The 21,727-nt window shown below is 72.1% G+C and carries 21 protein-coding genes; 8 read left to right on the top strand and 13 right to left on the bottom strand.

Annotation, left to right across the window (positions count from 1 at the left end):
- Positions 1–7 precede the first annotated feature (7 nt).
- The 6 genes from FHX71_RS08955 to FHX71_RS08930 form a co-directional block, all read right to left on the bottom strand.
- Positions 8–1,162 (bottom strand): MFS transporter, encoded by a 1,155-nt coding sequence (locus FHX71_RS08955; protein WP_182615482.1) that lies wholly within the window; start codon positions 1,160–1,162, stop codon positions 8–10.
- A 174-nt stretch (positions 1,163–1,336) separates the two neighbouring features.
- Positions 1,337–2,614 carry an NAD(P)/FAD-dependent oxidoreductase gene (locus tag FHX71_RS08950; RefSeq protein ID WP_220489580.1) on the bottom strand — a complete coding sequence of 426 codons (1,278 nt, stop codon included), beginning with the start codon at positions 2,612–2,614 and terminating at the stop codon, positions 1,337–1,339.
- Complete coding sequence (locus FHX71_RS08945) at positions 2,611–2,850, bottom strand: ferredoxin (protein WP_182615480.1); 240 nt, start codon at positions 2,848–2,850, stop codon at positions 2,611–2,613. Before FHX71_RS08945 ends, FHX71_RS08950 begins: the two co-directional genes overlap by 4 nt.
- 26 nt (positions 2,851–2,876) lie before the next feature.
- A complete protein-coding gene (locus FHX71_RS08940; RefSeq protein WP_182615477.1) occupies positions 2,877–4,118 on the bottom strand; it encodes a cytochrome P450 in 1,242 nt (413 codons plus the stop codon).
- A gap of 159 nt (positions 4,119–4,277) precedes the next feature.
- Positions 4,278–4,994, bottom strand: coding sequence for a response regulator transcription factor (locus FHX71_RS08935; protein WP_182615475.1), 717 nt, complete (start codon positions 4,992–4,994; stop codon positions 4,278–4,280).
- 117 nt (positions 4,995–5,111) lie between these two features.
- Positions 5,112–5,471: a DoxX family protein gene (locus tag FHX71_RS08930; protein WP_182615473.1), complete on the bottom strand. Its 360-nt coding sequence runs from the start codon at positions 5,469–5,471 to the stop codon at positions 5,112–5,114.
- Positions 5,472–5,508: 37 nt separating this feature from the next.
- Here FHX71_RS08930 and FHX71_RS08925 point away from each other — a divergent pair, with 37 nt between their 5' ends.
- From FHX71_RS08925 to FHX71_RS08915, 3 genes are all read left to right on the top strand, one after another.
- Positions 5,509–6,045: a TetR/AcrR family transcriptional regulator gene (locus FHX71_RS08925; protein WP_182615471.1), complete on the top strand. Its 537-nt coding sequence runs from the start codon at positions 5,509–5,511 to the stop codon at positions 6,043–6,045.
- A 151-nt stretch (positions 6,046–6,196) separates the two neighbouring features.
- A complete protein-coding gene (locus FHX71_RS08920; protein ID WP_182615469.1) occupies positions 6,197–6,655 on the top strand; it encodes a methylglyoxal synthase in 459 nt (152 codons plus the stop codon).
- Between the two features lie 57 nt (positions 6,656–6,712).
- A complete protein-coding gene (locus FHX71_RS08915) occupies positions 6,713–7,816 on the top strand; it encodes a PrsW family glutamic-type intramembrane protease (protein WP_182615468.1) in 1,104 nt (367 codons plus the stop codon).
- Positions 7,817–7,846: 30 nt separating this feature from the next.
- Here the strand turns inward: FHX71_RS08915 and FHX71_RS08910 are convergent, their stop codons facing one another.
- The 6 genes from FHX71_RS08910 to FHX71_RS08885 form a co-directional block, all read right to left on the bottom strand.
- Entirely contained in the window at positions 7,847–8,752 is a 906-nt protein-coding gene (locus tag FHX71_RS08910) for a universal stress protein (protein WP_182615466.1), read from the bottom strand.
- Positions 8,753–8,856: 104 nt separating this feature from the next.
- Positions 8,857–10,773 carry a potassium transporter Kup gene (locus FHX71_RS08905; protein ID WP_312876975.1) on the bottom strand — a complete coding sequence of 639 codons (1,917 nt, stop codon included), beginning with the start codon at positions 10,771–10,773 and terminating at the stop codon, positions 8,857–8,859.
- A gap of 42 nt (positions 10,774–10,815) precedes the next feature.
- Positions 10,816–12,180, bottom strand: coding sequence for a sensor histidine kinase (locus tag FHX71_RS08900; RefSeq protein WP_182615464.1), 1,365 nt, complete (start codon positions 12,178–12,180; stop codon positions 10,816–10,818).
- Positions 12,177–12,863 carry a response regulator transcription factor gene (locus FHX71_RS08895; RefSeq protein WP_182615462.1) on the bottom strand — a complete coding sequence of 229 codons (687 nt, stop codon included), beginning with the start codon at positions 12,861–12,863 and terminating at the stop codon, positions 12,177–12,179. The genes FHX71_RS08900 and FHX71_RS08895 overlap by 4 nt, the downstream gene beginning before the upstream one ends.
- 28 nt (positions 12,864–12,891) lie before the next feature.
- Entirely contained in the window at positions 12,892–14,724 is a 1,833-nt protein-coding gene (locus FHX71_RS08890) for an ArnT family glycosyltransferase (RefSeq protein ID WP_182615459.1), read from the bottom strand.
- Positions 14,721–15,947 carry a bifunctional glycosyltransferase family 2/GtrA family protein gene (locus FHX71_RS08885; protein WP_182615457.1) on the bottom strand — a complete coding sequence of 409 codons (1,227 nt, stop codon included), beginning with the start codon at positions 15,945–15,947 and terminating at the stop codon, positions 14,721–14,723. Before FHX71_RS08885 ends, FHX71_RS08890 begins: the two co-directional genes overlap by 4 nt.
- A 295-nt stretch (positions 15,948–16,242) precedes the next feature.
- Here FHX71_RS08885 and FHX71_RS08880 point away from each other — a divergent pair, with 295 nt between their 5' ends.
- From FHX71_RS08880 to FHX71_RS08860, 5 genes are all read left to right on the top strand, one after another.
- A complete protein-coding gene (locus FHX71_RS08880; RefSeq protein WP_182615455.1) occupies positions 16,243–16,773 on the top strand; it encodes a DUF6226 family protein in 531 nt (176 codons plus the stop codon).
- Positions 16,774–17,266: 493 nt separating this feature from the next.
- On the top strand, positions 17,267–17,950 hold the full coding sequence (locus tag FHX71_RS08875; RefSeq protein WP_246402392.1) for a phosphatase PAP2 family protein: 684 nt from the start codon (positions 17,267–17,269) through the stop codon (positions 17,948–17,950).
- Positions 17,951–17,960: 10 nt separating this feature from the next.
- Complete coding sequence (locus FHX71_RS08870; protein WP_182615453.1) at positions 17,961–18,638, top strand: response regulator transcription factor; 678 nt, start codon at positions 17,961–17,963, stop codon at positions 18,636–18,638.
- Complete coding sequence (locus FHX71_RS08865; protein ID WP_182615451.1) at positions 18,635–19,627, top strand: sensor histidine kinase; 993 nt, start codon at positions 18,635–18,637, stop codon at positions 19,625–19,627. The genes FHX71_RS08870 and FHX71_RS08865 overlap by 4 nt, the downstream gene beginning before the upstream one ends.
- A 79-nt stretch (positions 19,628–19,706) precedes the next feature.
- The gene (locus tag FHX71_RS08860; RefSeq protein ID WP_182615449.1) at positions 19,707–20,339 is read left to right on the top strand and encodes a DedA family protein; all 633 of its coding nucleotides are present in this window, start codon (positions 19,707–19,709) and stop codon (positions 20,337–20,339) included.
- Between the two features lie 27 nt (positions 20,340–20,366).
- On the opposite strand, the gene efeB is transcribed toward FHX71_RS08860, so the two are convergent.
- The gene (gene efeB, locus FHX71_RS08855) at positions 20,367–21,725 is read right to left on the bottom strand and encodes an iron uptake transporter deferrochelatase/peroxidase subunit (RefSeq protein WP_182615447.1); all 1,359 of its coding nucleotides are present in this window, start codon (positions 21,723–21,725) and stop codon (positions 20,367–20,369) included.
- Between the last annotated feature and the right edge of the window lie 2 nt (positions 21,726–21,727).

Below are 21,727 nucleotides of genomic sequence, written 5' to 3'. Positions count from 1 at the left end.
ACGAGGCTCAGCGCTCCGTGCCTCGTCTGCCGATCACGTGGGCTAGGACGGTAGCGGTGAGGCCGAGGACCATGAGGGCGGCGCAGGCGACGAAGATCCCGGGGCTGCCGAGCGGTGTGCTCGCGCCGATCGCGATGACCGGGCCCGACAGGATCGCTCCCACGCGGCGGGTGTTCATGTACATCCCGGTGGCCAGGCCCGGCCCGGCGATGATCCGTTGGAACAGGGACAGCCCGGTGCCGGCGACCGCGGCGAACGACCAGGCGTTGAGGACCTGGATCGCGATCAGCGGCCCCGGGGTCGTGACGCCGGCCAGGAGGAGGTAGTAGGCGATCCCGGCGAGGCACCCGCTGACGATGAGGCCGAGGTCGGAGAACCGGCTGCCGAGGCGGCCGATCAGCAGCAGGGCCGGAACCTCCAGACCGGCGGCGACACCGAGTGCGACACCTGCCCAGAGGACGTCGAGCTCAAGCTGTCGGGTGACGTACACCGTCAGGTACGCGGTCGCGGTGGCGTTCGTCGCCTGGAGCAGGACGAAGGCCACGATGATCAGCACCACCGCCCGACGTGACAGACCAGCATGGTCGCCCTCCGTGCCCGCGTCCTTGACCGGCGTCGCGGTACGGCTGCTGCGGGCCAGCAGCGCGGTGGCGCCCATGCCGAGGGCGGCGACCAGGGCGATCACCCACAGGACGCCGCTCTCCCCGAACGAGCCGATCACGAGGGCCGCCAACGGTGGCCCGCCTACCCAGGCGACGGACACGATGGCGCGGGTGTCGACGATCTGGGTCGGCGTCGCGCCGGCGTGACGCAGGTGGGCGAACAGGAGGGTGCTGCCCAGGCCTGCCGGTCCGCCGAGCACGATCAGCGCGGCGACGGCGACCTGGAGCGAGCTCGTCAGCACGAGCACGAGGGCCAGGGCTATCGACAGCCCGCCGCTGACCAGCATCGGCCGCAGGTAGTCCCCGGTCCGGTCAGCGCGCGCGGGGACCACCAGCGAGGCGATCAGGCCACTCGTGTTGTAGAGCGCCAGGGCCCAGCCGAGCTCGGTGGTGGAGGCGTCGAACAGTGCGGTCAGGATCAGGGCGAGTGCGGGATTGAGGAAGGCGATCTGCAACCCCCACAGCAGAGCCGTGGAGGGCACGAGGATCCGGTGGGTCATGCCGGCTCGGGCGAGAGACGACCGGCCAGCGTGCACGCGGCCGGGTCCGCCGGCGCGGGTGCCGGGTCCTTCATGTGGAGCTCCTTGCTCGTCGATCCGCCCGGTCCGGACGTCCGCGGCAGGGCTCCGCTCACGGCGGGCTGACGGTGGACGGTCCGCACCGGATCGCGGTGGTCACGAGGGCTCACCGTACGTCGACCCGATACGTGGTGGGAGGTTCTGCCGTTCCCCCTCCCGGTGGGTCGCGCTCTCGCCGTCGCCCGGTTCGCCGACGACGGCGCGCCAGGCGGCGCCCGCCGCGATGTGCCGACGCCAGGGGCGCAGGGCCCGGGGCGGCATGCCGATCGCGAGCACGCCGACCAGGCTGTCGCCGGTGCAGTACGCGGCGAGGAATCGCCTCTCCGCGAGGTCGCCCTCGACGACCCGGACCTCGTCGTGCCCGCGAAGGTAGCCGTACGCCTGGATCTTCAGGTCGTACTGGTCGGACCAGAAGTACGGCACCGGGGCGAACGGCCGGGCGGCCTCGGGGTCGAGCAGGTTGCGGGCCACGGCCAGGCCCTGCTCGGCGGCGTGGGTGCGGTGCTCGATCCGCATCGAGACGCCGAACAGCGGGTTGTCCCAGCGGGCGACGTCGCCGACGCCGTACACGCCGGGCGCCGCCGCGCAGAACTCGTCGCAGACCAGGCCGTCCGCGACGGGCAGACCACCGAGCTCCAGCCATTCGGTGCTGGGCACCGAGCCGACGGCGACCAGCACGTCGTCGGCCTCGACGGTCGTGCCGTCGGCCAGCTCCAGCCCGCCGTCGTGCACCTTGGTGACGCCGACGCCGGTGCGAAGGTCCACGCCGTTCTCTCGGTGGGCCTGGGTCAGCACCGCACCCACCGCGGGCCCTACCGCGTGCGCCAGAGGCACCGGCGCGGGCTCGACCATCGTGACCTCGCAGCCCAGGCCCCGGGCCACCGCGGCGGCCTCGGCGCCCAGGAACCCGGCGCCCACCACCGCCAGGCGCCGGCCCGGCCGCAACCGGTCGCGCAGCACCAGGGCGTCCTCCAGGTCCCGCAGTACATGCCCGCCACCGCCCGGCAGGCGGCGGGGGCTCACCCCGGTCGCGGCGACCAGGACGTCGTAGGGGACCTCCTCCCCCGTGTCCAGCGCGACCGTCCGCGCACGCGGGTCCACGCCGGTGGCGGTCACGCCGAGGCGCAGGTCCAGGTCCAGTGCCTCGACGTCCGACTGTGGGCGCAGCGGGAGCCGGTCCGGCTCCCACTCACCTGCCAGGATCTGCTTGGACAGCGGCGGCCGGTCGTACGGCAGGTGCGGCTCGGCGCCGACCAGGGTGATCCGCCCGGTGAACCCGCCCCGGCGCAGCCCCTCGGCGGTGGCCAGGCCACCCGCCGAGGCACCGACCACGACGACGTCACGCACCGGTGCGCTCGAAACCGTGTCGCTCACAGCGCGACCAGGCGCAGCGCGGCGGCCGGGCAGACAGCCACGGCCTCGCGCACGTCGTCCAGCAGGTCGGCCGCGGGTGTCTCGTCGAGGATGACGGCGACGCCGTCCTCGTCGCGCTGGTCGAACACGTCCGGCGCGACCATGACGCACTGGCCCGCGGCCACGCACTTCGGTTCGTCCAGCTCGATCCGGTGGGTCCCGTGCGATGTCTCGTCGAGCAGGGTCTCGTCGCTCATGGTTCCGTTCCTCTCCGGTCCGTGGGTCACCAGGTCACCGGCAGGGAGTGCAGCCCGTAGGCCACGCCCTCGTAGGCGAAGTCGACGTCCCGCGCGGGGATCGCGAGCCGCAGGGTGGGGACCCGGCGCACCAGCGCCCGGAAGGCCTCCTGCAGCTCGACGCGTGCCAGGGTCTGGCCCAGGCACTGGTGGGCGCCATACCCGAAGGCGTGGTGCGAACGGGCCGCACGGGTCAGGTCCAACCGGCCGGGCTCGGGGTACTGGGCGGTGTCCCAGTTCGCGGCGGCCACGTCGAGGATCACGCCCTCGTCCTTGCGGATGACGTCGCCGCCCACCTCGATGTCCTCGTTCGCGATCCGGCGCACCCCGGTGTGCACGATGCTGAGGTAGCGCAGCAGCTCCTCGACGGCGCCGGCCACGGCCTTCGGGTCGTCCACGATCGAGCGGAAGTACTCCAGCTGGTCCGGGTTCTCCAGCAGGGCCAGCGTGCCCAGCGCGATCATGCTCGCCGACGTCTCGTGCCCCGCGATCAGGATCGCGGTGGACATGGACAGCGCCCCGCGCATCGTCATCTCCCCCGCCTGCACGCGTGCGGCGAGCTCGGACATGACGTCGTCCGCGGGCTGCGCCATCTTGGCCTCCATCGCCGCCGCGACGTGGCCACCCAGGACGGCCCCGGCAGCCGCGTGCTCCTCGTCGGTGGCGTCGTGGCTGACCAGGGTGTGGCTGGCGTGCTGGAAGTCCTCCCGGTTGCCGTAGTCCATGCCGAGCATCTCGGTGATCACGATCGTCGGCACCGGCAGCGCGAACGCCTGCACCAGGTCGACCGGCCCGGAACCGGCCAGCATCTCGTCGAGCAGGCCGTCCACGAGCTCCTGGATCCGGGGGCGCATGGCCTCGATCCGCTTCACCGTGAACGGCAGGTTCACCGTGCGGCGCATCCGGGTGTGCTCAGGAGCGTCCGTGTTGGTGATCAGCGGTGGCGTGTGCTGGGCGGACACGCTGCGGCCGCGGGTCATGTGCGGGTAGCCCTCGCGCTTCTCGTCGATCGAGAGCCGCGGGTCGGTCAGCAGCGCGTGCTGGTCGGCGTACTTAGTCACCAGCCACGGCGTCGAACCGTCCCAGATCCGGGCCCGCGCCATCCGGTCGGACCCGGTCGTCGCGAGGACGTCCGCCGGCTGGGCGAACGGGCAGCGGGGATCGCGCGGGGTCGGGTAGTCGACGACGTCAGGTGCTCGGTCCGCGTCGCTGAGCGTGGTGTCGGTCATGGTCGGCCTCCTGGGGGTGTCGGGTACACCGATCCCACCAACCAGGACTGACCTCGACCGGACGCGAACCTGACACCAACCTGACGGCTGCGGTGCCGGCGCAACCCTTCACGTCTCACCCGCACGACGGCCATGTCTGCCGACCGCTCGAGCCCCTGCTCAGTCCCCGACGCCCAGCGAGTAGCCGAACCCGCGCTGGGTACGGATCAGCGCCGGCGACTCGCGGTCGACCTTCCCGCGCAGACGCGAGACCAGCCGCTCGATCGCGTTGTCGTCCCGGACCTCGCCCCACACCCGGTGCGCGATCTGCTCCTTCGACAGGACCGTCCCGGCGCGGGTCAGCAGCGCGCGCAGCAGGCGGTACTCCGCCGGGCCCAGACCCAGCTCGCGCTCACCACGCCACGCCCGGCAGGTGGCCTCGTCGAGCCGGAGCTCGCCCTGTGCGAGAACTTTGTGCCGACCCACACCAGGGGCACCACGCAACAACAGCCGCACGCGGGCCAGCAGGTCCCCGACCCGCAGCGGCTTGCTCAGGTAGTCGTCGCCGCTGAATCCCACCTCGGACGCCACCATGTCGACCTGGCCGCCCGAGGCCAGGAAGAGGACGGGCATCTCACGCTCCTGGGGTGCCCACCGAGGAATGTGCCGCAGGCCGGGCAGGCCGGTGTCGACGACCAGGAGGTCGAACGGCGTCGTTCGTGCCCGGTCGACCGCCTCCGGTCCGGTGCTCGCATGCTCCACGTCGTAACCCGCAAGGCCGAGAGTCGTGCGGAGCAGATCGAGCAGCTCCTCGTCGGAGGCGACCACCAGGACCCGCTCCGTACCGGCTCCGACCCCAGGTGCACCGACCGCGACCCTGTCCTCCACTGCTGCCATCCGCGCCTCCAGATCCGGACAAAGACCTCCGGATCAGCGTACGCGGCCTGAGGTGAAATCCCGCTCGACCACGACGCCGAGGGCGCCACCCCGGCTGCTCGCCGCCGCCGGCCCCCGTCACACGAGGAAGCTGAACACGAGCGTCGCGACGCAGACGACGAGCATCCCCGTGGCGTTGAGGAACAGGTTCCGGCCGAAGTCGCGCGCCCGGACGTGCATGGCGATCGCGACGACGAAGTACAGCACCAGGCAGGCGACGGTCAGCACGCCCAGTCCTGGGACCCAGATACCGGCGACCAGGCCGGCGGCCGCCGCGAACTTGATCGGCGACGCCACCCACCAGTACCTGCGCGGAAAGCCGACGTCCTCGAAGCACTGGGCGATGAAGGGGACCGGCCTGAGGCACAGGACGCCGTCCACGAGCGAGATCACGGCAAGCACGACGACGGGCCAGACGGGGTCGGGAAGCAGCACCATCCGCCGAACATACCATGCGGCATGGTATGTTACATAGATGATTTCGCGTGAGCAGTGGATCGACGAAGGCCTGGTCGTTCTCGCCGAGCAGGGCACCGCGGGCCTACGGATCGACAAGATCGCCGGGCGGCTGGGGCTGACGAAGGGCTCCTTCCATCACCACTTCGCCGGGATCGAGGGTTACCGGCAGGCGATCCTGGACCGCTACGAGCAGGACGCCCTGGACGCGATGGGACGAGCCCTGGCGGCCGTCGCCGGCCTACCTCCCCGGGACGCGCTGACCCGGCTGCCGGACCACGTCTCCTTCGACCCGCGCCTCGAGGCCGCGATCCGCGGGTGGGCGTTCGCCGACCCGGCCGCGCACACCGTCCAGGAGCGGGTCGACACGGCACGGCTCGAGGCCCTCACCCGCCTGTGGCACGACGTCCTGCCCGACCCGGCCGCCGCGCGCACCGCCGCGCTGGTACCGCACCTCCTGATGATCGGCGGCGCGACCGCGCTGCCCACGCCGGGCCAGGCCGACATGCGCGCCGTGTTCGCGCTGCTCGCGACCCTCGTACCGACCGTGAGGTGAACGCGCGCTCCTGCGGCGCCGTGCGCTGACCCGGCCCTGCGCTGACCCGGCCCCGCGCTGACACGCGGAACCCCTGCCGCGATACTGCAGAGACGACACGTGCCACGGAGCGGGCGACCGCCCCGGCCCCGACATGTCCCGGAGGCACCCGATGAACACGGACCGCAAGCAACGCCACATCGCGCTGGTCGCCCACGACAACATGAAGGTCGAGCTGCTGCGCTGGGCGGAGTACAACCGCGGCACCCTCGCCGAGCACCATCTGTACGCCACGGGCACCACCGGGACCATGCTGGAGTACGAGCTCGGCCTGCCCGTGCACCGTTTCCTGTCCGGCCCCGTCGGCGGCGACCAGCAGATCGGCGCACGGATCGCCGAGGGCACCCTCGACATGCTGATCTTCTTCTGGGACCCGCTGGAGGCCCAGCCCCACGACCCCGACGTCAAGGCGCTCCTCCGGATCAGCGCCGTCTGGAACGTCCCGATGGCCTGCAACGTCTCCACCGCGGACATGATCATCTCGTCCCCGCTCCTGTCGAGCGACTACGAGCGGCGTCGGCCCGACCTCACACCTCGCGACTGGGACCGCACCGCGGAGTCCCCCACCTGACCCGTCGGCCGGGAGTGCGCGGATGCGGAGTCGGACGCGGGCTGCTTCTCTCGTGTCATGGCACTCAGCGTGCTCGGCGCCGTTCTTCTGGCGGCCGGCGTGATGGTGGCGCTCGTCGGGTCACGGCCGCGAGCCGGAGTACCCGCCGCGGGCTGGTTCCCGGACCCGCAGGCGGCGCGCCAACGCTACTGGGACAGTCGCGCCTGGACCGGATATGTGAGCGGCGACGCTCCCGCGGTGCGGGTCGGGCACCGGTTCCGAGGCCGTTTCCGCGGCGGCTGGATCTGGTTCCTCCTCGCGGCGACCGCGGTCCTGGCGGCCGGGTCGGAGATCTACGAGTCGTCGGGCGACATCGCGGTGATGGGCGCCACCAGCCTGGTGAGCATGGCCGGCGTCGGCTGGGCGTTCTACCGCTTCGTGGCTCGCCAGCTCGCTCTGGACCACGTCGCGAGGCACGTCGAGGTCGTCGCGGTCGCCGTCAGTACCAGCGGAGCCGTGCTGCTGATCGCGGCGAACGTCAACTCGTTCGTCGAACGGACCGCGGGGATCGCCGCCACGACGGCGCTGGTCGGCATCGTCGAGGAGGGCACCAAGCTCCTCGTGCCGCTCCTGTTCTTCGCCGTCGGCCGGTATCGCGACCCGCGCGCGGGCATCGCCCTGGGCCTGGCGTCAGGGCTCGGCTTCGCGATCACCGAGACCACGCTGTACGCCTTCGAGCTGGCCACCGCATCAGGTCCTGACTTCTGCGGTACCGGCGCGCCTGACACCTCGCCTGCCACCGTCGTCCAGGCCCAGGTCTTCCGCATCTTCCTCGTCGCGCCGCTGCACTGGTTGTGGACCGGCACCGCGACGGCCGTCGCCTGGCGGCTCTGGCACCTCTACGGCAGACGAGGCACCCCCGGCGCCGTCGGTGCGATCGCCCTGGTGATGGTGATCCACTCGCTCAACGACAGCTCGGCCACCGCGTTCTGCACCGATCCCGCGGCGGCGAACGTCGCCGCCTTCCTGCGCCTGTCCCTGCTGGTGGCGATGTACCTCGTGTTCCGCGCCTGGGCACGGAAGTCCACTCCCCCGCAGCTCGTCGGCCGGGTCAGCCGCGCCTGGACGCCCCGGCACCTTCCTCGGACCCCTCCGGAGTGGCGACCGACGACCACGCAGTGAGTCCGGCAGCGCTCGTCGCGGCCGCAGTCATCACGACGACGACGCGGGGTCCCGGCGACCGTTCGGCGGCACCACCACGACCGGGATGTCGGACGCACCGAGCACCACGCGCACGACGTGCCCCAGGCGAGCGGGGTGCGGATGCTTCCGGTGGTGCCGCGCGACGACCAGGAGGTCCGCGTCGGCCATCGCGGCGACCAGCACGTCGGCGGGCCGCCCGGCGACCTCGTCGACCGTCAGCTCCACGTCCACCGACCCACCGGACGCATCGGCGACGGCCTGCCGGAGCCGGCCCGCGCCGGTGGCCCGTGCCACGTCGACGGGACCGCGCGCGGGTCCGGGCTCACCGGGCCCGCCCTGGTGCTCGACGGCGTGCACCACACGGAGCTCCGCGTGACGGGCCACGGCGGAGGCGACGGCGTACCCGAGCAGCTCGCCGGAGCCCGTCACGTCCTTGACCCCGGCGACGATGTGACCGAGCGCGGCGCCCTGCCAGTCGGCGGGCACGATCACGACCGGTACGTCGGCGCGCGCGGCGGTCTCCAGGGACGTCGCCCCGACGAAGAGGTGGCCGATGCCTTCGCGGGTCTCCGACCCGAGCACCAGCACCGATGCGGAGGCTGCCACCTTGACGAGCTCCCCCACCCGCGATCCAGCCCTGTGCACGGGCACCACCTCGAGGTCCGTGGCGACGGAGGCGACCTGGCTCACGGCCGCGTTCGTGATCGCTCTGCCCGTCCCGATCAGGTCCTCCAGGTCGTGCCCCTGCGCCGGCCACAGGTCTCCGTCGGGATAGGGCAGGGAGCTGACGTGAACCACGTGCAGCACGCCCTCCCGCGCACGAGCCTCACCGATCGCGTACCGCACGGCACCCGCGCTGCGACGGGTCCCGTCCACCGCCACGACGACCGCCCCACGGGGCGTGGTGATCTTCATCGGTGACCGCCTTCATCGATCTGCCTGGAGGACCGGTGCTGTCGGGCCAGTTTCTCTCCGCCCGGGTGCGCACACCACAGATGGAGGGGGCCAGCCCGTGCGACCTAGATGTCGATCCGCGCCCCGAGCAGCACGGTGCGGTCCCGGGGCAGACCGAAGTGCTCGGCGGCGTCCGCCGCGAGGTACGACGTCGCGACGAACAGCCGCCTGCGCCAGGCGGGCATGGCGGGCTCGTCGCCGAGCCGGATCTCGACCCGGGAGAGGTAGTAGGTGGCCTGCTCCAGGTCGAGGTGCCTGCCGGTCTGCTCCGGCACGTGCCGGGCGAGGGCGGTGGGGACGTCCGGCCGTTCGGCGTACCCGAACCGCACGGTGACGTGGGTGACCCCCGCGTCGCCCGGGCCCAGGTGCACCACGGTCACACGGTCCTCGTCCGTGCGCCAAGGAGCGACGTCGATCTCCACCGCGACCACCGCGAGCCGCTCGTGCCGCACGTGGTGGCGCTCCACGTGGGTGCGCAGCGCCAGCGGTGCGGTGTCCCTGCCCCGGTTCAGGAAGATCGCCGTGCCTCTCGCGACCGCGACGGCGGCGTCGGGCGGCGAGAGCCCCTCGACGAAGGTGCGCAACGAGCCCTCCATCGCCGCCCGCCGGGCGGCGACCACCTCCAGGCCGCGCTGCCACGTGGTCATCACCGTGTACGCGACGACGGCGATCACCAGCGGGATCCAGGCGCCGTGCGCGAGCTTGGTGAGGTTGGCGGCGACGAACAGCAGGTCGATCGTCAGCAGCACGGCCGCGAGCGCCGCGAGGGCCCATCGGGGCACGTGCCAGGTGTGCCAGGCCACGTAGAAGAACAGGATCGTCGTGATGGTGATGGTGCCGGTCACGGCCATGCCGTACGCGTAGGCCAGGGAGGTCGGGCTGCGGAAGGTGAGCACGAGGGCCAGCACGGCGACCATGAGCAGCCAGTTGATGCGTGGCACGTAGATCTGCCCGTACGTGGAGCGCGAGGTGTGCACGATCCGGAGCCGGGGCAGGTAGCCGAGCTGCGCGGCCTGTGCGGTCACGGAGAACGCGCCCGTGATGACGGCCTGGGACGCGATCACGGTCGCGGCGGTCGCCAGGACCACCATCGGGATCAGCGCCCAGTCGGGTGCCAGCAGGAAGAAGGGCGCCGACAGGTTGGCGCGGTCCTGCAGGATCAGCGCGCCCTGGCCCAGGTAGCTCAGGGTGCAGGCGGGGAGCACCAGGAAGATCCAGCCGACGGAGATCGGCCTGCGGCCGAAGTGGCCCATGTCCGCGTACAGGGCCTCGGCCCCGGTCACCGCCAGCACGACGGCGCCGAGCGTGAAGAACGCCAGCTCGAAGCGCCCGGCCAGGAAGCTGATGGCGTAGGTGGGTGAGAGCGCCGCCAGGATGCCGGGCTCGTTCGCGACGCCCCAGACCCCGCAGGCCGCGATCGCGGTGAACCAGGTGATCATGACGGGGCCGAACAGCCGCCCCACGGCCGCCGTGCCGAACCGTTGCGCGGCGAAGAGGCCCACGATGATCACGACCGTGAGCGGGACGACCCACTCCGCGAACGACGGGTTCACCACCTCGATGCCCTGCACGGCCGAGAGCACGGAGATGGCCGGGGTGATCATGCTGTCGCCCAGGAAGAGCGCCGCCCCGAACAGCCCGAGACCGGCCAGCGTCATCGTGATGCGGGTGCTTCCGCGGGCCGCCCAGCGGCGCAGCAGCGTGATCAGGGCCATGATGCCGCCCTCGCCGTCGTGGTCCACGCGCATCGCCAGCAGCACGTAGGTGACGGTGACGATCAGCATCACCGACCAGAAGACCAGCGACACCACGCCGAGGACGTTCTCGCTGGTGGCGGGGACGGGATGCGGGTCCGTGGGGCTGAAGACCGTCTGGAGGGTGTAGATCGGGCTGGTCCCGATGTCGCCGAACACGACCCCGAGCGCCCCGACGACGACGGCGAGGCGCAGCACGTCGGCCGGACGGGACACAACGTTGCCCACCCTCAGACTCTAGGTGGGGTCGGGTCAGCCCGCCCTCGCCGCCTACCCGACGCCGTCTGTCGCGGCGGGCACGGTGATGTGGATGCCGAGCCCCGTGCCCGGCCGGTTGTCGAGGATGATCCGTCCGCCCGCACGGTCGACGATCGCCGAGACGATCGCGAGGCCGAGCCCGGCGCCGGAACCTGCTGCCCGGGCACCGTCGCCCTGGCTGAACCGGTCGAGGGCACGGTCGACGAACTCGGGTGAGATCCCACCACCGGTATCGGTGACCGTGAGCGTGCCGGCGGTGCCGTCGGCGCTGAGGACCACCTCGATCCGCCCCGGGTCGGTGACCGCTCGCAGCGCGTTGCCGGTGAGGTTGTCGATGATCCGGCCGAGATCTTCCGCGCGCAGGGCGAGCACGAGGTCGGGGTCCGCCAACGTGATCGTCTCGGTGATGTCGACGGCGCGGTCGCGTGCCCGGAACTGGGCCCGGTCGACGGCATCGCGCACCTCGTCGGCCAGCTCCCGGGCCGTGGAGCGGCCGGGCTCGGCCGCGCTGACGGAGGAGAGCTCGAGCAGGGACTCGACGAGCGCGGAGAGCCGGGCCGCGCTGCGCTCCGCCCCGACGACGTCGTCCAGGAGCCGTTCGGCCGAGTGCGGGCCGGTCCGGGCGAGCTCGAGCTGGGTGCGGAGGATCGCCAAGGGCGTGCGCAGCTCGTGGCTGGCGTCGGAGACCATCTGCCGCTCCCTGTCGGCGGCCGCACGAAGCTCGCCGATGAGCTCGTTGAGCGTCCGCGCGAGGCGGGTGATCTCGTCGTCGACGGTCCCGACGGGCAGCAGCTCGGAACCGGGCGAGGCGATCAGGCGTTCGGCCGTGCGCCGGATGTTCCCGACCGGCCTGAGCGACGCGGAGGTGAGCGCGAAGGCCGTGAGCAGGACGCCGACGGCGATCACGCCGAGCGTCGTGATCAGCAGGGTGCGCATCTGGTTCAGCGCGTCGGTCTCCTCCTCGGAGGACCGGGCGGTGACGACCTCCCAGGTGCCCTGTGCCGAGGAAACCGGCTCGGTACGGACGAGGTAGGTCGTGCCGTCGGCGGTGAGCTCGACGGTGCGGTCCCTGGGCAGGCCGTCCTGGACCTGGTCCGAGAGGGCGGACGGGATCGTGTCGAGCGCCGTCGTGCCGTCGGGGCGGGTGACCGCGACGAGCTGGGCGGGTCCGGGAGCGTCGAGCTGTTCGCCGGGATCGTTGCTGATCGCGGCGACGTAGGGGGCGGCGTCGCTCGCCAGGATCGACTCGGTGCTCTCCCGGAGGATCTGCGCGATGCGCTCGTTGAGGACGAGTCCCGCGCCGGCGCAGATCAGGACGGCGACGAGAAAGCTGCCGCCCGCGATCCGGCCACGGATACCCAGCCGCCGGAAGATCATGCGCCCGGTCCCCCCGCGGTGCGGAGCGCGTAGCCCACGCGGCGCGTCGTCTCGATCTGGACGTCCGGCGCCGCCGCGGCGAGCTTGCGGCGCAGGTAGCTGACGTACTGGTCCAGGACGTTGGGGTCGATGTTCTCGCTGGAACCCCAGACCTCCTCCAGCAGGGCGGTGCGACGCACGACCTCGCCGCCGGCCTCGGCGAGCACGCGCAGCACGTCGAACTCGGTGCGGCTCAGCGGGACGGGTCGTCCGCCGGCCTCCGCCCGGTGCCGGTGGAGGTCGACGTCGACGGTGCCGACGGTCAGCCGAGACTGTGCGGTGAGCGCGTCCCGGCGGCGTACGGCCCGGATCCGCGCGGAGAGCTCCGCGAAGGCGAACGGCTTGATCATGTAGTCGTCGGCCCCCGCGTCGAGGCCGCGGACGCGGTCGTCGATCGCGTCCCGCGCCGTCAGGAGGATGATCGCGGTCGTCGCGTCCTGCCGCTTGAGATGGCGGCAGAGCTCGAAGCCAGACATGCCGGGCATCATGACGTCGAGCACGGCGACGTCGAACGGTTGCCGCGCGGCGTCGGTCAGGGCCGCGATCCCGTCGGGTGCGGTGGTCACGTCATGGCCCTCGTCCAGCAGGCCGCGCGCGAGGAGCGCGGCCATCTCGGCCTCGTCGTCGACGACGAGAACTCGCATCTGCCCCTCCTCCGAACGGTCCGTGCTGTCATTGTCGTGCGCCGGGGGTGACCGCGCCCGGGACCTGGCCCGGCGCCGGCTGCCCCGGTGGGGCCGTGAGGTCGTAGAGCGTCGTCCCGCCGACCTGGGTCTGCGGGTAGTTCGCGACGACCCAGCGCCCGATCTCACCGTCCGAGCCGATGAACCAGTGGACGCGTCCGGCGGCGACCCGGGCCTGGAACTGCTGCAGGGTGGGTGTCGGATCGATGCCCTTGAAGCCGCCGATCGGCATCACCGCCCGGCCGCTGGCGAGCTGGTACTCGGCTGCCGGGACCGACCCGTCGACGGCGGCCGCCCAGTCGGTCCCTCCGCTCCGTTCGAGCAGGGCGACGACCGCCGGGCTCGGGGTCACGTCGGGGGCCGACGCGTAGGAGGTCGTCGGCCCCGACCCGCTGTGCGGGACCGCCGCCGTCGTGATCGACGCGGCCAGCGGGACGAGCAGCGCCACGACCAGCGCGGACGCCATGACCGGGCGGCTGCGGCCCGGGGCCCACCCGGGCCCGAGCAGCAGGACGGCCGCCACCGCGCCGGCGACGAGCACGACGACGGCGAGAGGGAAGAGCGCGGCCGGTGTGCTCAGGAGAAGGACCGAGGTCCACACGGCGGTGCCCGCGACGACGGCCGCGAGCAGCACCCGGACCCGGCGATCCGCGCGGCGGCTCCAGACGACCTCGGCGGACACGGCGATCACGGCGGCGAGGGCGGGCACCATCGCGATCGTGTAGTACGAGTGGTAGATGCCCGCCATCACGCTGAACGCGACGGCGGACACCACCAGGGTGCCGAGCGACACGAGCAGGAGGGCGCGCCGCGCGTCGGTGCGCGGCCGGCGGGCCAGCAGCACGAGCGCCGCGGCGCCCAGCACGAAGGCCGCGGGCAGGAGCCAGGCCACCCCGCGGCCGGTGTTGCCGACGAACATCCGCAGGCCGGTGATCCCGGCCAGCAGCCGCAGGAGGCCCGCGCCGGACCCGAGGGTCCCGTTGCCGCTCCCGCCCACCAGCCGCCCCAGCCCGTTGTAGCCGAAGGTCAGGTCGAGGAACGAGTTCGTCGTGGTCCCGCCGATGTACGGCCGGTCCGCGGCGGGGACGAGCTGGACGATCGCCACCCACCAGCCCGCGGAGACGAGGACCGCCGCCGCGGCGATGCCCAGGTGCAGGATCCGCCGGCGCACCGGCACCGGCGCCGCGACGAGGTACCCCAGGACCAGGCCGGGCACGACCAGGAACGCCTGCAGCTGTTTGGTCAGGAAGGCGAACCCGATCGCGGCTCCGACGAGCACGACCCAGCGGACGCGCGCGTGCTCGATCGCGCGGACCGTCGCGTAGGCGGCCAGGGCCAGGAGCGCGGTGAGCAGGGCGTCGGGGTTGTCGTACCGGAAGATGAGCGCGCTCACCGGGGTGGTCGCGGCGATCGCGCCCGCGAGCAGCCCGGCCCCGGGGCCGGCCACCCGCCGGACGGTGACGTAGACGAGGGCCACGGTGACGACGCCCAGCAGCGCCTGCGGGAGCAGCACGGCGAACGGGCTGAGCCCCAGCAGGCGGACCGAGAGCGCCATCAGCCAGATCGACGCCGGCGGCTTGTCCACGGTGATCGACGCCGGCATGTCCGACGCCCCGTAGAGCATGGCGTGGCCGCTGTGGGCGCCGGCCTGGGCGGCGGCCGCGTAGAACACGTTTCCCCAGCCGCTGACCGTGATCCCCGTCAGGTAGAGCGCCGCCGTCGCGCCGAACAGGACGACCAGGGCGACCACGTGCAGCCGCCCCCGGGGTGCCGGGGCGGAGGCCCGCGCGATCGCGGGCGCGAGCGTCACCGGGGTGCTCATACCTTCAGCAGCTCCTGCCGGGTCACGTGCTCCGCGCCGGCGCCCTCGGCCGGGGGCGTCGGCCGGAACAGCAGGTGGAAGGCGACGAACTTCGCCACCGTCGCGATCACGTTGGCCGTGGTGAGGACGACGAGATTCCGCCACGGGCCGGCGTTCGGGTCGAGGGTGCCCGCGACCGCGAGCGCGGTGCTGGTGAACGCCCAGGTGACGCCGAACACGACGAGCCCCTCGGTCAGGTGGAGCGCGACGGTCGACCGGTCCCGCACGCCGAAGGTGACCCGCCGGTTGACCGCCGTGTTGACGACGGCGGAGATCACCAGCGCGACGAAGTTCGACCACTGCGCGGGCATGATCACCTGCAGGGCGAGATAGAGCAGGCTGTACAGGATCGTCGCCCCGACGCCGATCACCCCGAACCGGACGATCTGCAGCATCAGCGGCACGCGGGTGTCCAGCGGACGGCGGCCGAGCTTCGTGTTCAGCTCGGCGAGCGGGACCCGGCCGCGCGCCAGCGACCGCTCGAGCCGGACGATCCCCGCCAGGTCGCCACGCACGGTCGCCCCGACGTCCACCGAGGACGACGGGTCGTCGAGCCAGTCCACGGGCACCTCCGTAATCCGGAGCCCGATGCGCTCAGCCAGGACGAGCAGCTCCGTGTCGAAGAACCACCCGGTGTCCTCGACGTGGGGCAGCAGCTCCCGCGCGGCCCGCGCGGTCATGGCCTTGAAGCCGCACTGCGCGTCGCTGAAGGTCACCCCGAGCGCGGTGCGCAGCAGCGCGTTGTACCCGCGCGAGAGCAGCTCGCGCCGCGGCCCGCGCACCACCCGGGCGCCGCGCGCGAGGCGCGAGCCGATCGCGACGTCCGAGTGCCCGCTCAGCAGCGGGGCGACCAGAGGTGCCAGCGCTCGCAGGTCCGTCGACAGGTCCACGTCCATGTAGGCGACGACCTCGGCGTCCGAGGTCAGCCACGCGGTCTTGAGCGCCCGTCCGCGCCCCTTCTCCGTCAGGTGGATGACCCGGACGCCGGGCACGGTCTTGGCGAGCGTGTCCGCGATCCAGCCGGACTCGTCCGTGCTCGCGTTGTCGGCGATCGTGATCTGCCAGCCGATCGTCTCGAACGACGCTCGCAGCGCCGCCTGCAGGGTGAGGATCGAGGCACGAAGGGTGGCCGCTTCGTTGAAGACGGGGACGACGACGTCGAGCCGGGGGCCGGTGGTGTCCATATCCCTGACCCTCGCCGCCGATCCTGATGGTCCGCGGTGGACGGGCGCCCTCGGGGATGAGACTTCGCACAGGTTCGCCGCTGTGGCGGGCAAGCACCCGATGACATCCCGGCGACCAACGTGTGTCGCAGCAAGCCCATGTTAATGATCGAGGATAGACGTCCCGCTATGATTTCCAGGTGAATCCTTCGACGCTGACCGAGCGTGTGAACGCGGTGTACGCGCGCTCCAATCCGACGTCGTGGCCGGACCCCCATCAGGATCGAGAGGCGACTGCCGAGGAATACTCGCGCGGGTGACCAATCCGGAGAAGTTCTTCATTGCCGTACTCCGCGCGCGAGCTTGGGTACAGGTGCTCGCGTCGCTACCCGATATCGACGCAGAACCTCTCGAAGTTGAGTTGCTCGGCTCGCATTTCAACAGAGGGGTGCGCTTAACTTCCCGGAGAGCGGACACGCTGCCCCTGCTCCTTCTCGAGAGAGATCTAACCGACACTGGGGACGCCCCGATGGCCTGCGTCAGCATGGCAGAACCCGACATAGAAATAGAGCGCGTGCCCGACTGCGGGTGCGATGCATGCGATTTTGGTTCGGCGAACTTGGTGAAGGGCCTCGACGAGACTATCGTCGAAGCGCTCAACGGGATGATCCTGATGCTTGGTGCCAACTGGCACGGCACATGGACTCCTGAGGGCGGAGGTGTTGGGGGAAGGCCTGGACACCCAGAGTTTGACCAGGTCGTGACATGGGGCCGCCAGCTTTCCAGAGGAGAGAATGTTTCGTTTCCCGAGGACGTCAGGGTTCTGGTGAACAGCCCTTGGGTGTGACGCATTAGCTATTGGCCGCATAGGTCGCAGCACGACCAAGACGCTCGACCGGCCCGCCTATGGTGAACTCGGCGCCAGCGCAAGCAACTTCTCCGGGGCCCAAGAGTCGCCAGCCCGATCACATGCAATGATTCGGGACATCTATGCGCGATGCCCCGACCCATCACACGCGACTTCTTCGCGGATCCGAATCCGCAGAGAAAGTGAAAGCCAAACCGTCAGTGGGACGGACGACAGTTATGATTTATCGAGCGGCCGTATGTCAACCCGGATGGGTCGACGAGTCACTCCAAGTCGACGTCAACGACCCCACGCCAGCCGATACGGGTCGTTCCGGAGCATGTGTCCCGAACGTTCACTCGTCTGGACGACCCAGGGTTGCGCGATTGCGTACTGTCGACGACGGCAACCCTGGGCATTGACGGTCGACACGGGCCGACACGGCGAGCCGCAGATGTGCCGTTTCTTGGAGACCGGTGGTGAGACTCGACGGATGGACGTCCAACCGCTCACGTCGGAGCAGCCGCCGCGTACCCGAACCCACCGACTCGTCGGCATGGCGGTGGCGGCGCTCACGGTCGTCGTCGGCCTGGCCGTGGTCATCGTGGCGCGTGAGCACAACGAGCCGTTCGGGTTCGAGCGCGCGTGGATGAACACGCTGGTCGAGCACCGCTCCTCCTTCTGGACGGTCGTCATGCTCTTTCTCGACGGCGTCGGAGGTGGCTGGATCACGGTGCTGCTCGGCGGCGCTGCGGCGGGGGTCCTCGTGGTGTGGCGCCGCCCGTGGGCGGCGGGATATCTCGCGCTCTCCCTGATCGCGTGCACCACGCTGGTGCACCTGGTCAAGCTGGTCGTCGCCCGCCCGCGGCCGACCCACATCCTGGTGGTGACCGACTCCGCCTCCTATCCCTCCGGGCACAGCGCGACGGCAGCCGTGATCGCGGTGGCGCTCGGGCTGCTCTTCCACCGCACGTGGGTGTGGGTGGCGGGCGGGATCTACACGGTGGCCATGATGTTCAGCCGCACGTACCTCGGCGCGCACTGGATCTCGGACACCGTCGCGGGCGCGCTGCTAGGCGCCGCCGTGGCCGCCCTGGTGTTCGGCGTGCTCGCGACGCGTCTCGACGCCGAGCGCGGCCGAGCACGCCCGGCGCTCGGCCCGGCAGCGGTTCAGTGATCATGGACGGATGGGAGACGTGAACGCCGAGCCCCTGCCGCGGCTGCTGCTCGTGGAGGACGACGCCCGCCTGGCGCCGATCATGACCGACTACCTCTCGGACGAATACGCGGTCACCCACCTGGCCGACGGGACCGCCGGCCTGCGGGCGGCGCTCGACGGGTCATTCGACGTGATGATCGTCGACCGGCGGCTCCCGGGCACCGACGGCATCGACCTGGTGGCCTCGGTGCGCCGGGCGAAGATCCCCACCCCGATCCTGCTGCTCACCGCTCTCGGCACCGTGCCGGACAAGGTCGTCGGGCTGGACGCGGGAGCGAACGACTACCTGGTCAAGCCGTTCGAGTTCGACGAGCTCATGGCACGGCTGCGGGCGCTACGACGCACCTTCGAACAGGCCGAGCCGCAGATCTCCATCGGGTCGTGGGACTACTACCCGGGGAGCCGCTGCCTGTACTCGCCCTACGGGAGCCCGGTGGTGCTCACGCCGAAGGAGAACGAGCTGCTGACCCTGCTCGCCGGCCAGCCGCACCGCACGTTCTCCCGGCCGCAGATCATCAGCTCGGTCTTCGCCGACGCCGACCAGCCGGGCGCCGTCGACACGTACGTGCACTACCTGCGACGCAAGACCGACCCCGAGATCATCGTGACCGTGCGCGGGCTCGGCTACCGCCTGGGCACGCTGTGACCGGCCCGGAGCCCGACGACGCCGGCGACACCCGCGCGGTGCGGCGTGCGGTCCGGGTCGTCAACCGTCAGATCACGGTGGCGTCGTGCCTGCTGGTCGTGGCCATCGTCGCGGCGTCCGCACTGGTCGTCGTGCACCAGTCCCGGCCCAGCGAGATGCTCGAGCCCCCGGACCCGGGCTCGCACAACTTCTACGTCGACACGGACCTCGTCCTGCTCGCGCTGGTCGTGATCGGTCTGGGCGCGATCGTCTTCGCCGCCGTCATCAGCCGCCTGATCGCCGCGAGGGCCGTGCGGCCGCTCGGCCAGGCCCTGCGCATGCAGCGGGAGTTCGTCGCCGACGCCAGCCACGAGCTGCGCACTCCCCTGGCGGTCCTGGACGCCCGCATCCAGCTCCTGCAGCACCGCACCGGCCCCGACGACCCGGCACACGACGCGCTGGACGAGCTGCGCACCGACTCCCGAGCCCTGATCGACATCGTCAACGACCTGCTCCTCGCCGCCGACGTCGGCCCCGCCGCCCCGGACGCCGAGCCGACCGACGCCGCGGACGCGGTGACCGCCGCGGTCGACGCGCTGCGCGTGCTGGCCGACGAGCGCGGCATCGCGCTCGCCCTGGCCGTCGACGGCCCGGCACTCGTCCGGATGCCGCCGACCGCCCTGCGCCGCTGCGTGACCGCGCTGGTCGACAACGCCCTCGACCATTCCGCGAGCGGCTCGGAGGTCGACGTCCGCGTCCTGACGGCCGGACGGCACGTACGGATCCAGGTGCGCGACCAGGGCAGCGGGATCCAGGGCATCGAACCGGACCGGGTCTTCGACCGGTTCGCGCACTCCGACCCGTCACCCGGCGCCGGCAGACGCGGTGGCTTCGGCATCGGCCTGGCCCTGGTGCGCGACCTGGTCGTCCGGCACGGCGGACAGGCCGAGGTCGCCTCCACCTCGGGGGCCGGCACGACGTTCGTGCTGAGCCTGCCGACGGTGCCGTAGCGATCCCGCCGTAGCAATCCTTGGGCGTTTCTCAGAGTCGCCCCGCGAGAATGATGAGCGACGAAGGGAACACCGAACGATGCTTGCTGCCGCGGCACTGACCGCCAACCCGCTCGACCCGTCCACCCTGCTGCCCGCCCTGGGACCCTGGGTGCTCGCCGGGATCGCCGTGATCGTGTTCATCGAGTCCGGGGTCCTGTTCCCGTTCCTGCCGGGTGACTCGCTGCTGGTCACCGCCGCGATCCTGGCGCCCCAGCTCGGTGTGTCCCCGTGGGCGGTCGCCGGGGTCGCGACGCTGGCCGCGATCGCCGGGGACCAGGTCGGGTACATGATCGGACGCCGGTTCGGCCGGCGGCTCTTCACGCCGGAGGCGCGGGTCCTGCGGACCTCCCGCCTGGTGGAGGCCGAGCGCTTCTTCGCGCGCTACGGGCCGCCCGCGCTGGTCCTGGGGCGTTTCGTCCCGGTCGTGCGCACCTACGTGCCGCTCGCCGCGGGCACCGCGGCCCTGCACTACCCCCGGTTCCTGACCTGGAACGTGCTCGGTGGTGTCGCCTGGGCCGCCGGCCTGACCCTGGCCGGCGTGCTGCTCGGCGGCATCCCGCTGGTGGCCGACCACATCGACGTGCTGATGATCGTGATCGTGCTGGTCTCGGTGGTGCCCATCGCGATCGGCGCCCTGCGCCGGTGGCGGCGGGCGCGTCTGACCGCCTGACCGCCTGACCGCCTGACCGCCTGAGGATCAGGCCTCGAACAGGCCCTGGCCCACGTACGCGCCGGCGTCCAGGGCCCCGCGGTCGGTGACGCCCGGCGGGACCGCCCACAGGCCCGACCCGGTGTGCCGCAGGTACTCGCTCATCAGGTCGTCGCGGGACAGCCGGGTCTGCATCGGCACGTACTGCGTGGCGGGGTCGCGCACGTAGGCGAGGAAGAACAGCCCGGCGTCCAGGCGGCCGAGGCCGTCGGACCCGTCGGTGTAGTTGTAGCCACGGCGCAGCATCCGGGCGCCGCCGTTCGCGCTCGGGTGGGCCAGCGCCACGTGCGAGGCCGGGTCGATCAGCGGCACGTCGTCGCGGCCGGCCAGCGCGAAGTCGGGCCGGGTGTTCTCGTCCCCGCCGGACAGCGGCGCCCCGCTGCCCTTGGTGCGGCCCACGATCTGCTCCTGCTCGCGCAGCGGCGAGCGGTCCCAGGTCTCGATGGTCATCCGGATGCGCCGGGCCACCAGGTAGGAGCCGCCGGCCAGCCAGGACGCCGCGGCGTCGTCGCCCGGCGCCACCCACACGTGGTCGTCCAGGGCGGAGGTGTCCTCGGCGACCACGTTGGCGGTGCCGTCCTTGAACCCGAACAGGTTGCGGGGCGTGGCCTGGGCCTGGGACGTACGCGCGGTGCGGCCGTACCCGAGCTGGGACCAGCGCACCGCCGCCGTGCCGAAGGCCAGTCGCGCCAGGTTCCGGATCGCGTGCACGGCGACCTGGGGGTCGTCGGCGCACGCCTGCACGGCCAGGTCTCCCCCGGTGCGCATCTCCTCCAGCACGTCCCCGGGGAAGTGGGGCAGGTCCTCCAGCAGGGCCGGACGGCGGTCGGCGAGCCCGAACCGGTCGACGCCGTCGGACGTCGTGAACAGCGAGGGGCCGAAGCCGAACGTGATGGTCAGGTTCGCCGACGTCAGCTCCTGCGCCTCGCCGGTGTCGTCCGGCGGGGCGTCGTACGGGCCGCCGACCGGGCTGAGCTCGCCGGCCGGAAGGCCCCGGGTCATCCGGTCGGCCGCGACGGTCCAGCGCCGCAGCAGGTCGACGACGTCGTCGCGCGAGGTGGTGGTCAGGTCCCACGTCGCGAAGTGCAGGCGGTCCTGCGCCGGGGTGACGATCCCGGCCTGGTGGGCCCCGGCGAACGGCACCGCGTCGGGGGCGGACGGCGCGGGGTGCTGCTCGGCCCGGCCCGCGACGAAGCCGCCGACCGCGCCCGCGGCGGCGCCGACCAGGCCGGCGCCCGCCGCCCCGAGCAGCGCCCGACGGGACACGCCCGCTCCCCCGACCGGACCTTCCCCCTGCGGGGTCGGCTGATCGGGCGGGGTGGCGGGGGCGTCGTCGGGCAGGTTCATCG

The sequence above is a fragment of the Promicromonospora sukumoe genome, from assembly GCF_014137995.1.
Taxonomy (GTDB): domain Bacteria; phylum Actinomycetota; class Actinomycetes; order Actinomycetales; family Cellulomonadaceae; genus Promicromonospora; species Promicromonospora sukumoe.
This window is presented reverse-complemented; position numbering and strand designations above follow the sequence as displayed.

Bases quoted from the DNA above. Each gene is read 5' to 3' on its own strand.
- FHX71_RS08940 (WP_182615477.1), bottom strand. From the start codon at position 4,118: ATGACCGACACCACGCTCAGCGACGCGGACCGAGCACCTGACGTCGTC.
- FHX71_RS08890 (WP_182615459.1), bottom strand. From the start codon at position 14,724: ATGAGCACCCCGGTGACGCTCGCGCCCGCGATCGCGCGGGCCTCCGCC.
- FHX71_RS08915 (WP_182615468.1), top strand. From the start codon at position 6,713: ATGGCACTCAGCGTGCTCGGCGCCGTTCTTCTGGCGGCCGGCGTGATG.
- FHX71_RS08895 (WP_182615462.1), bottom strand. From the start codon at position 12,863: ATGCGAGTTCTCGTCGTCGACGACGAGGCCGAGATGGCCGCGCTCCTC.
- FHX71_RS08925 (WP_182615471.1), top strand. From the start codon at position 5,509: ATGATTTCGCGTGAGCAGTGGATCGACGAAGGCCTGGTCGTTCTCGCC.
- efeB (WP_182615447.1), bottom strand. From the start codon at position 21,725: ATGAACCTGCCCGACGACGCCCCCGCCACCCCGCCCGATCAGCCGACC.
- FHX71_RS08930 (WP_182615473.1), bottom strand. From the start codon at position 5,471: ATGGTGCTGCTTCCCGACCCCGTCTGGCCCGTCGTCGTGCTTGCCGTG.
- FHX71_RS08900 (WP_182615464.1), bottom strand. From the start codon at position 12,180: ATGATCTTCCGGCGGCTGGGTATCCGTGGCCGGATCGCGGGCGGCAGC.
- FHX71_RS08910 (WP_182615466.1), bottom strand. From the start codon at position 8,752: ATGAAGATCACCACGCCCCGTGGGGCGGTCGTCGTGGCGGTGGACGGG.
- FHX71_RS08955 (WP_182615482.1), bottom strand. From the start codon at position 1,162: ATGACCCACCGGATCCTCGTGCCCTCCACGGCTCTGCTGTGGGGGTTG.
- FHX71_RS08945 (WP_182615480.1), bottom strand. From the start codon at position 2,850: ATGAGCGACGAGACCCTGCTCGACGAGACATCGCACGGGACCCACCGG.
- FHX71_RS08920 (WP_182615469.1), top strand. From the start codon at position 6,197: ATGAACACGGACCGCAAGCAACGCCACATCGCGCTGGTCGCCCACGAC.
- FHX71_RS08875 (WP_246402392.1), top strand. From the start codon at position 17,267: ATGGACGTCCAACCGCTCACGTCGGAGCAGCCGCCGCGTACCCGAACC.
- FHX71_RS08935 (WP_182615475.1), bottom strand. From the start codon at position 4,994: ATGGCAGCAGTGGAGGACAGGGTCGCGGTCGGTGCACCTGGGGTCGGA.
- FHX71_RS08885 (WP_182615457.1), bottom strand. From the start codon at position 15,947: ATGGACACCACCGGCCCCCGGCTCGACGTCGTCGTCCCCGTCTTCAAC.
- FHX71_RS08870 (WP_182615453.1), top strand. From the start codon at position 17,961: ATGGGAGACGTGAACGCCGAGCCCCTGCCGCGGCTGCTGCTCGTGGAG.
- FHX71_RS08860 (WP_182615449.1), top strand. From the start codon at position 19,707: ATGCTTGCTGCCGCGGCACTGACCGCCAACCCGCTCGACCCGTCCACC.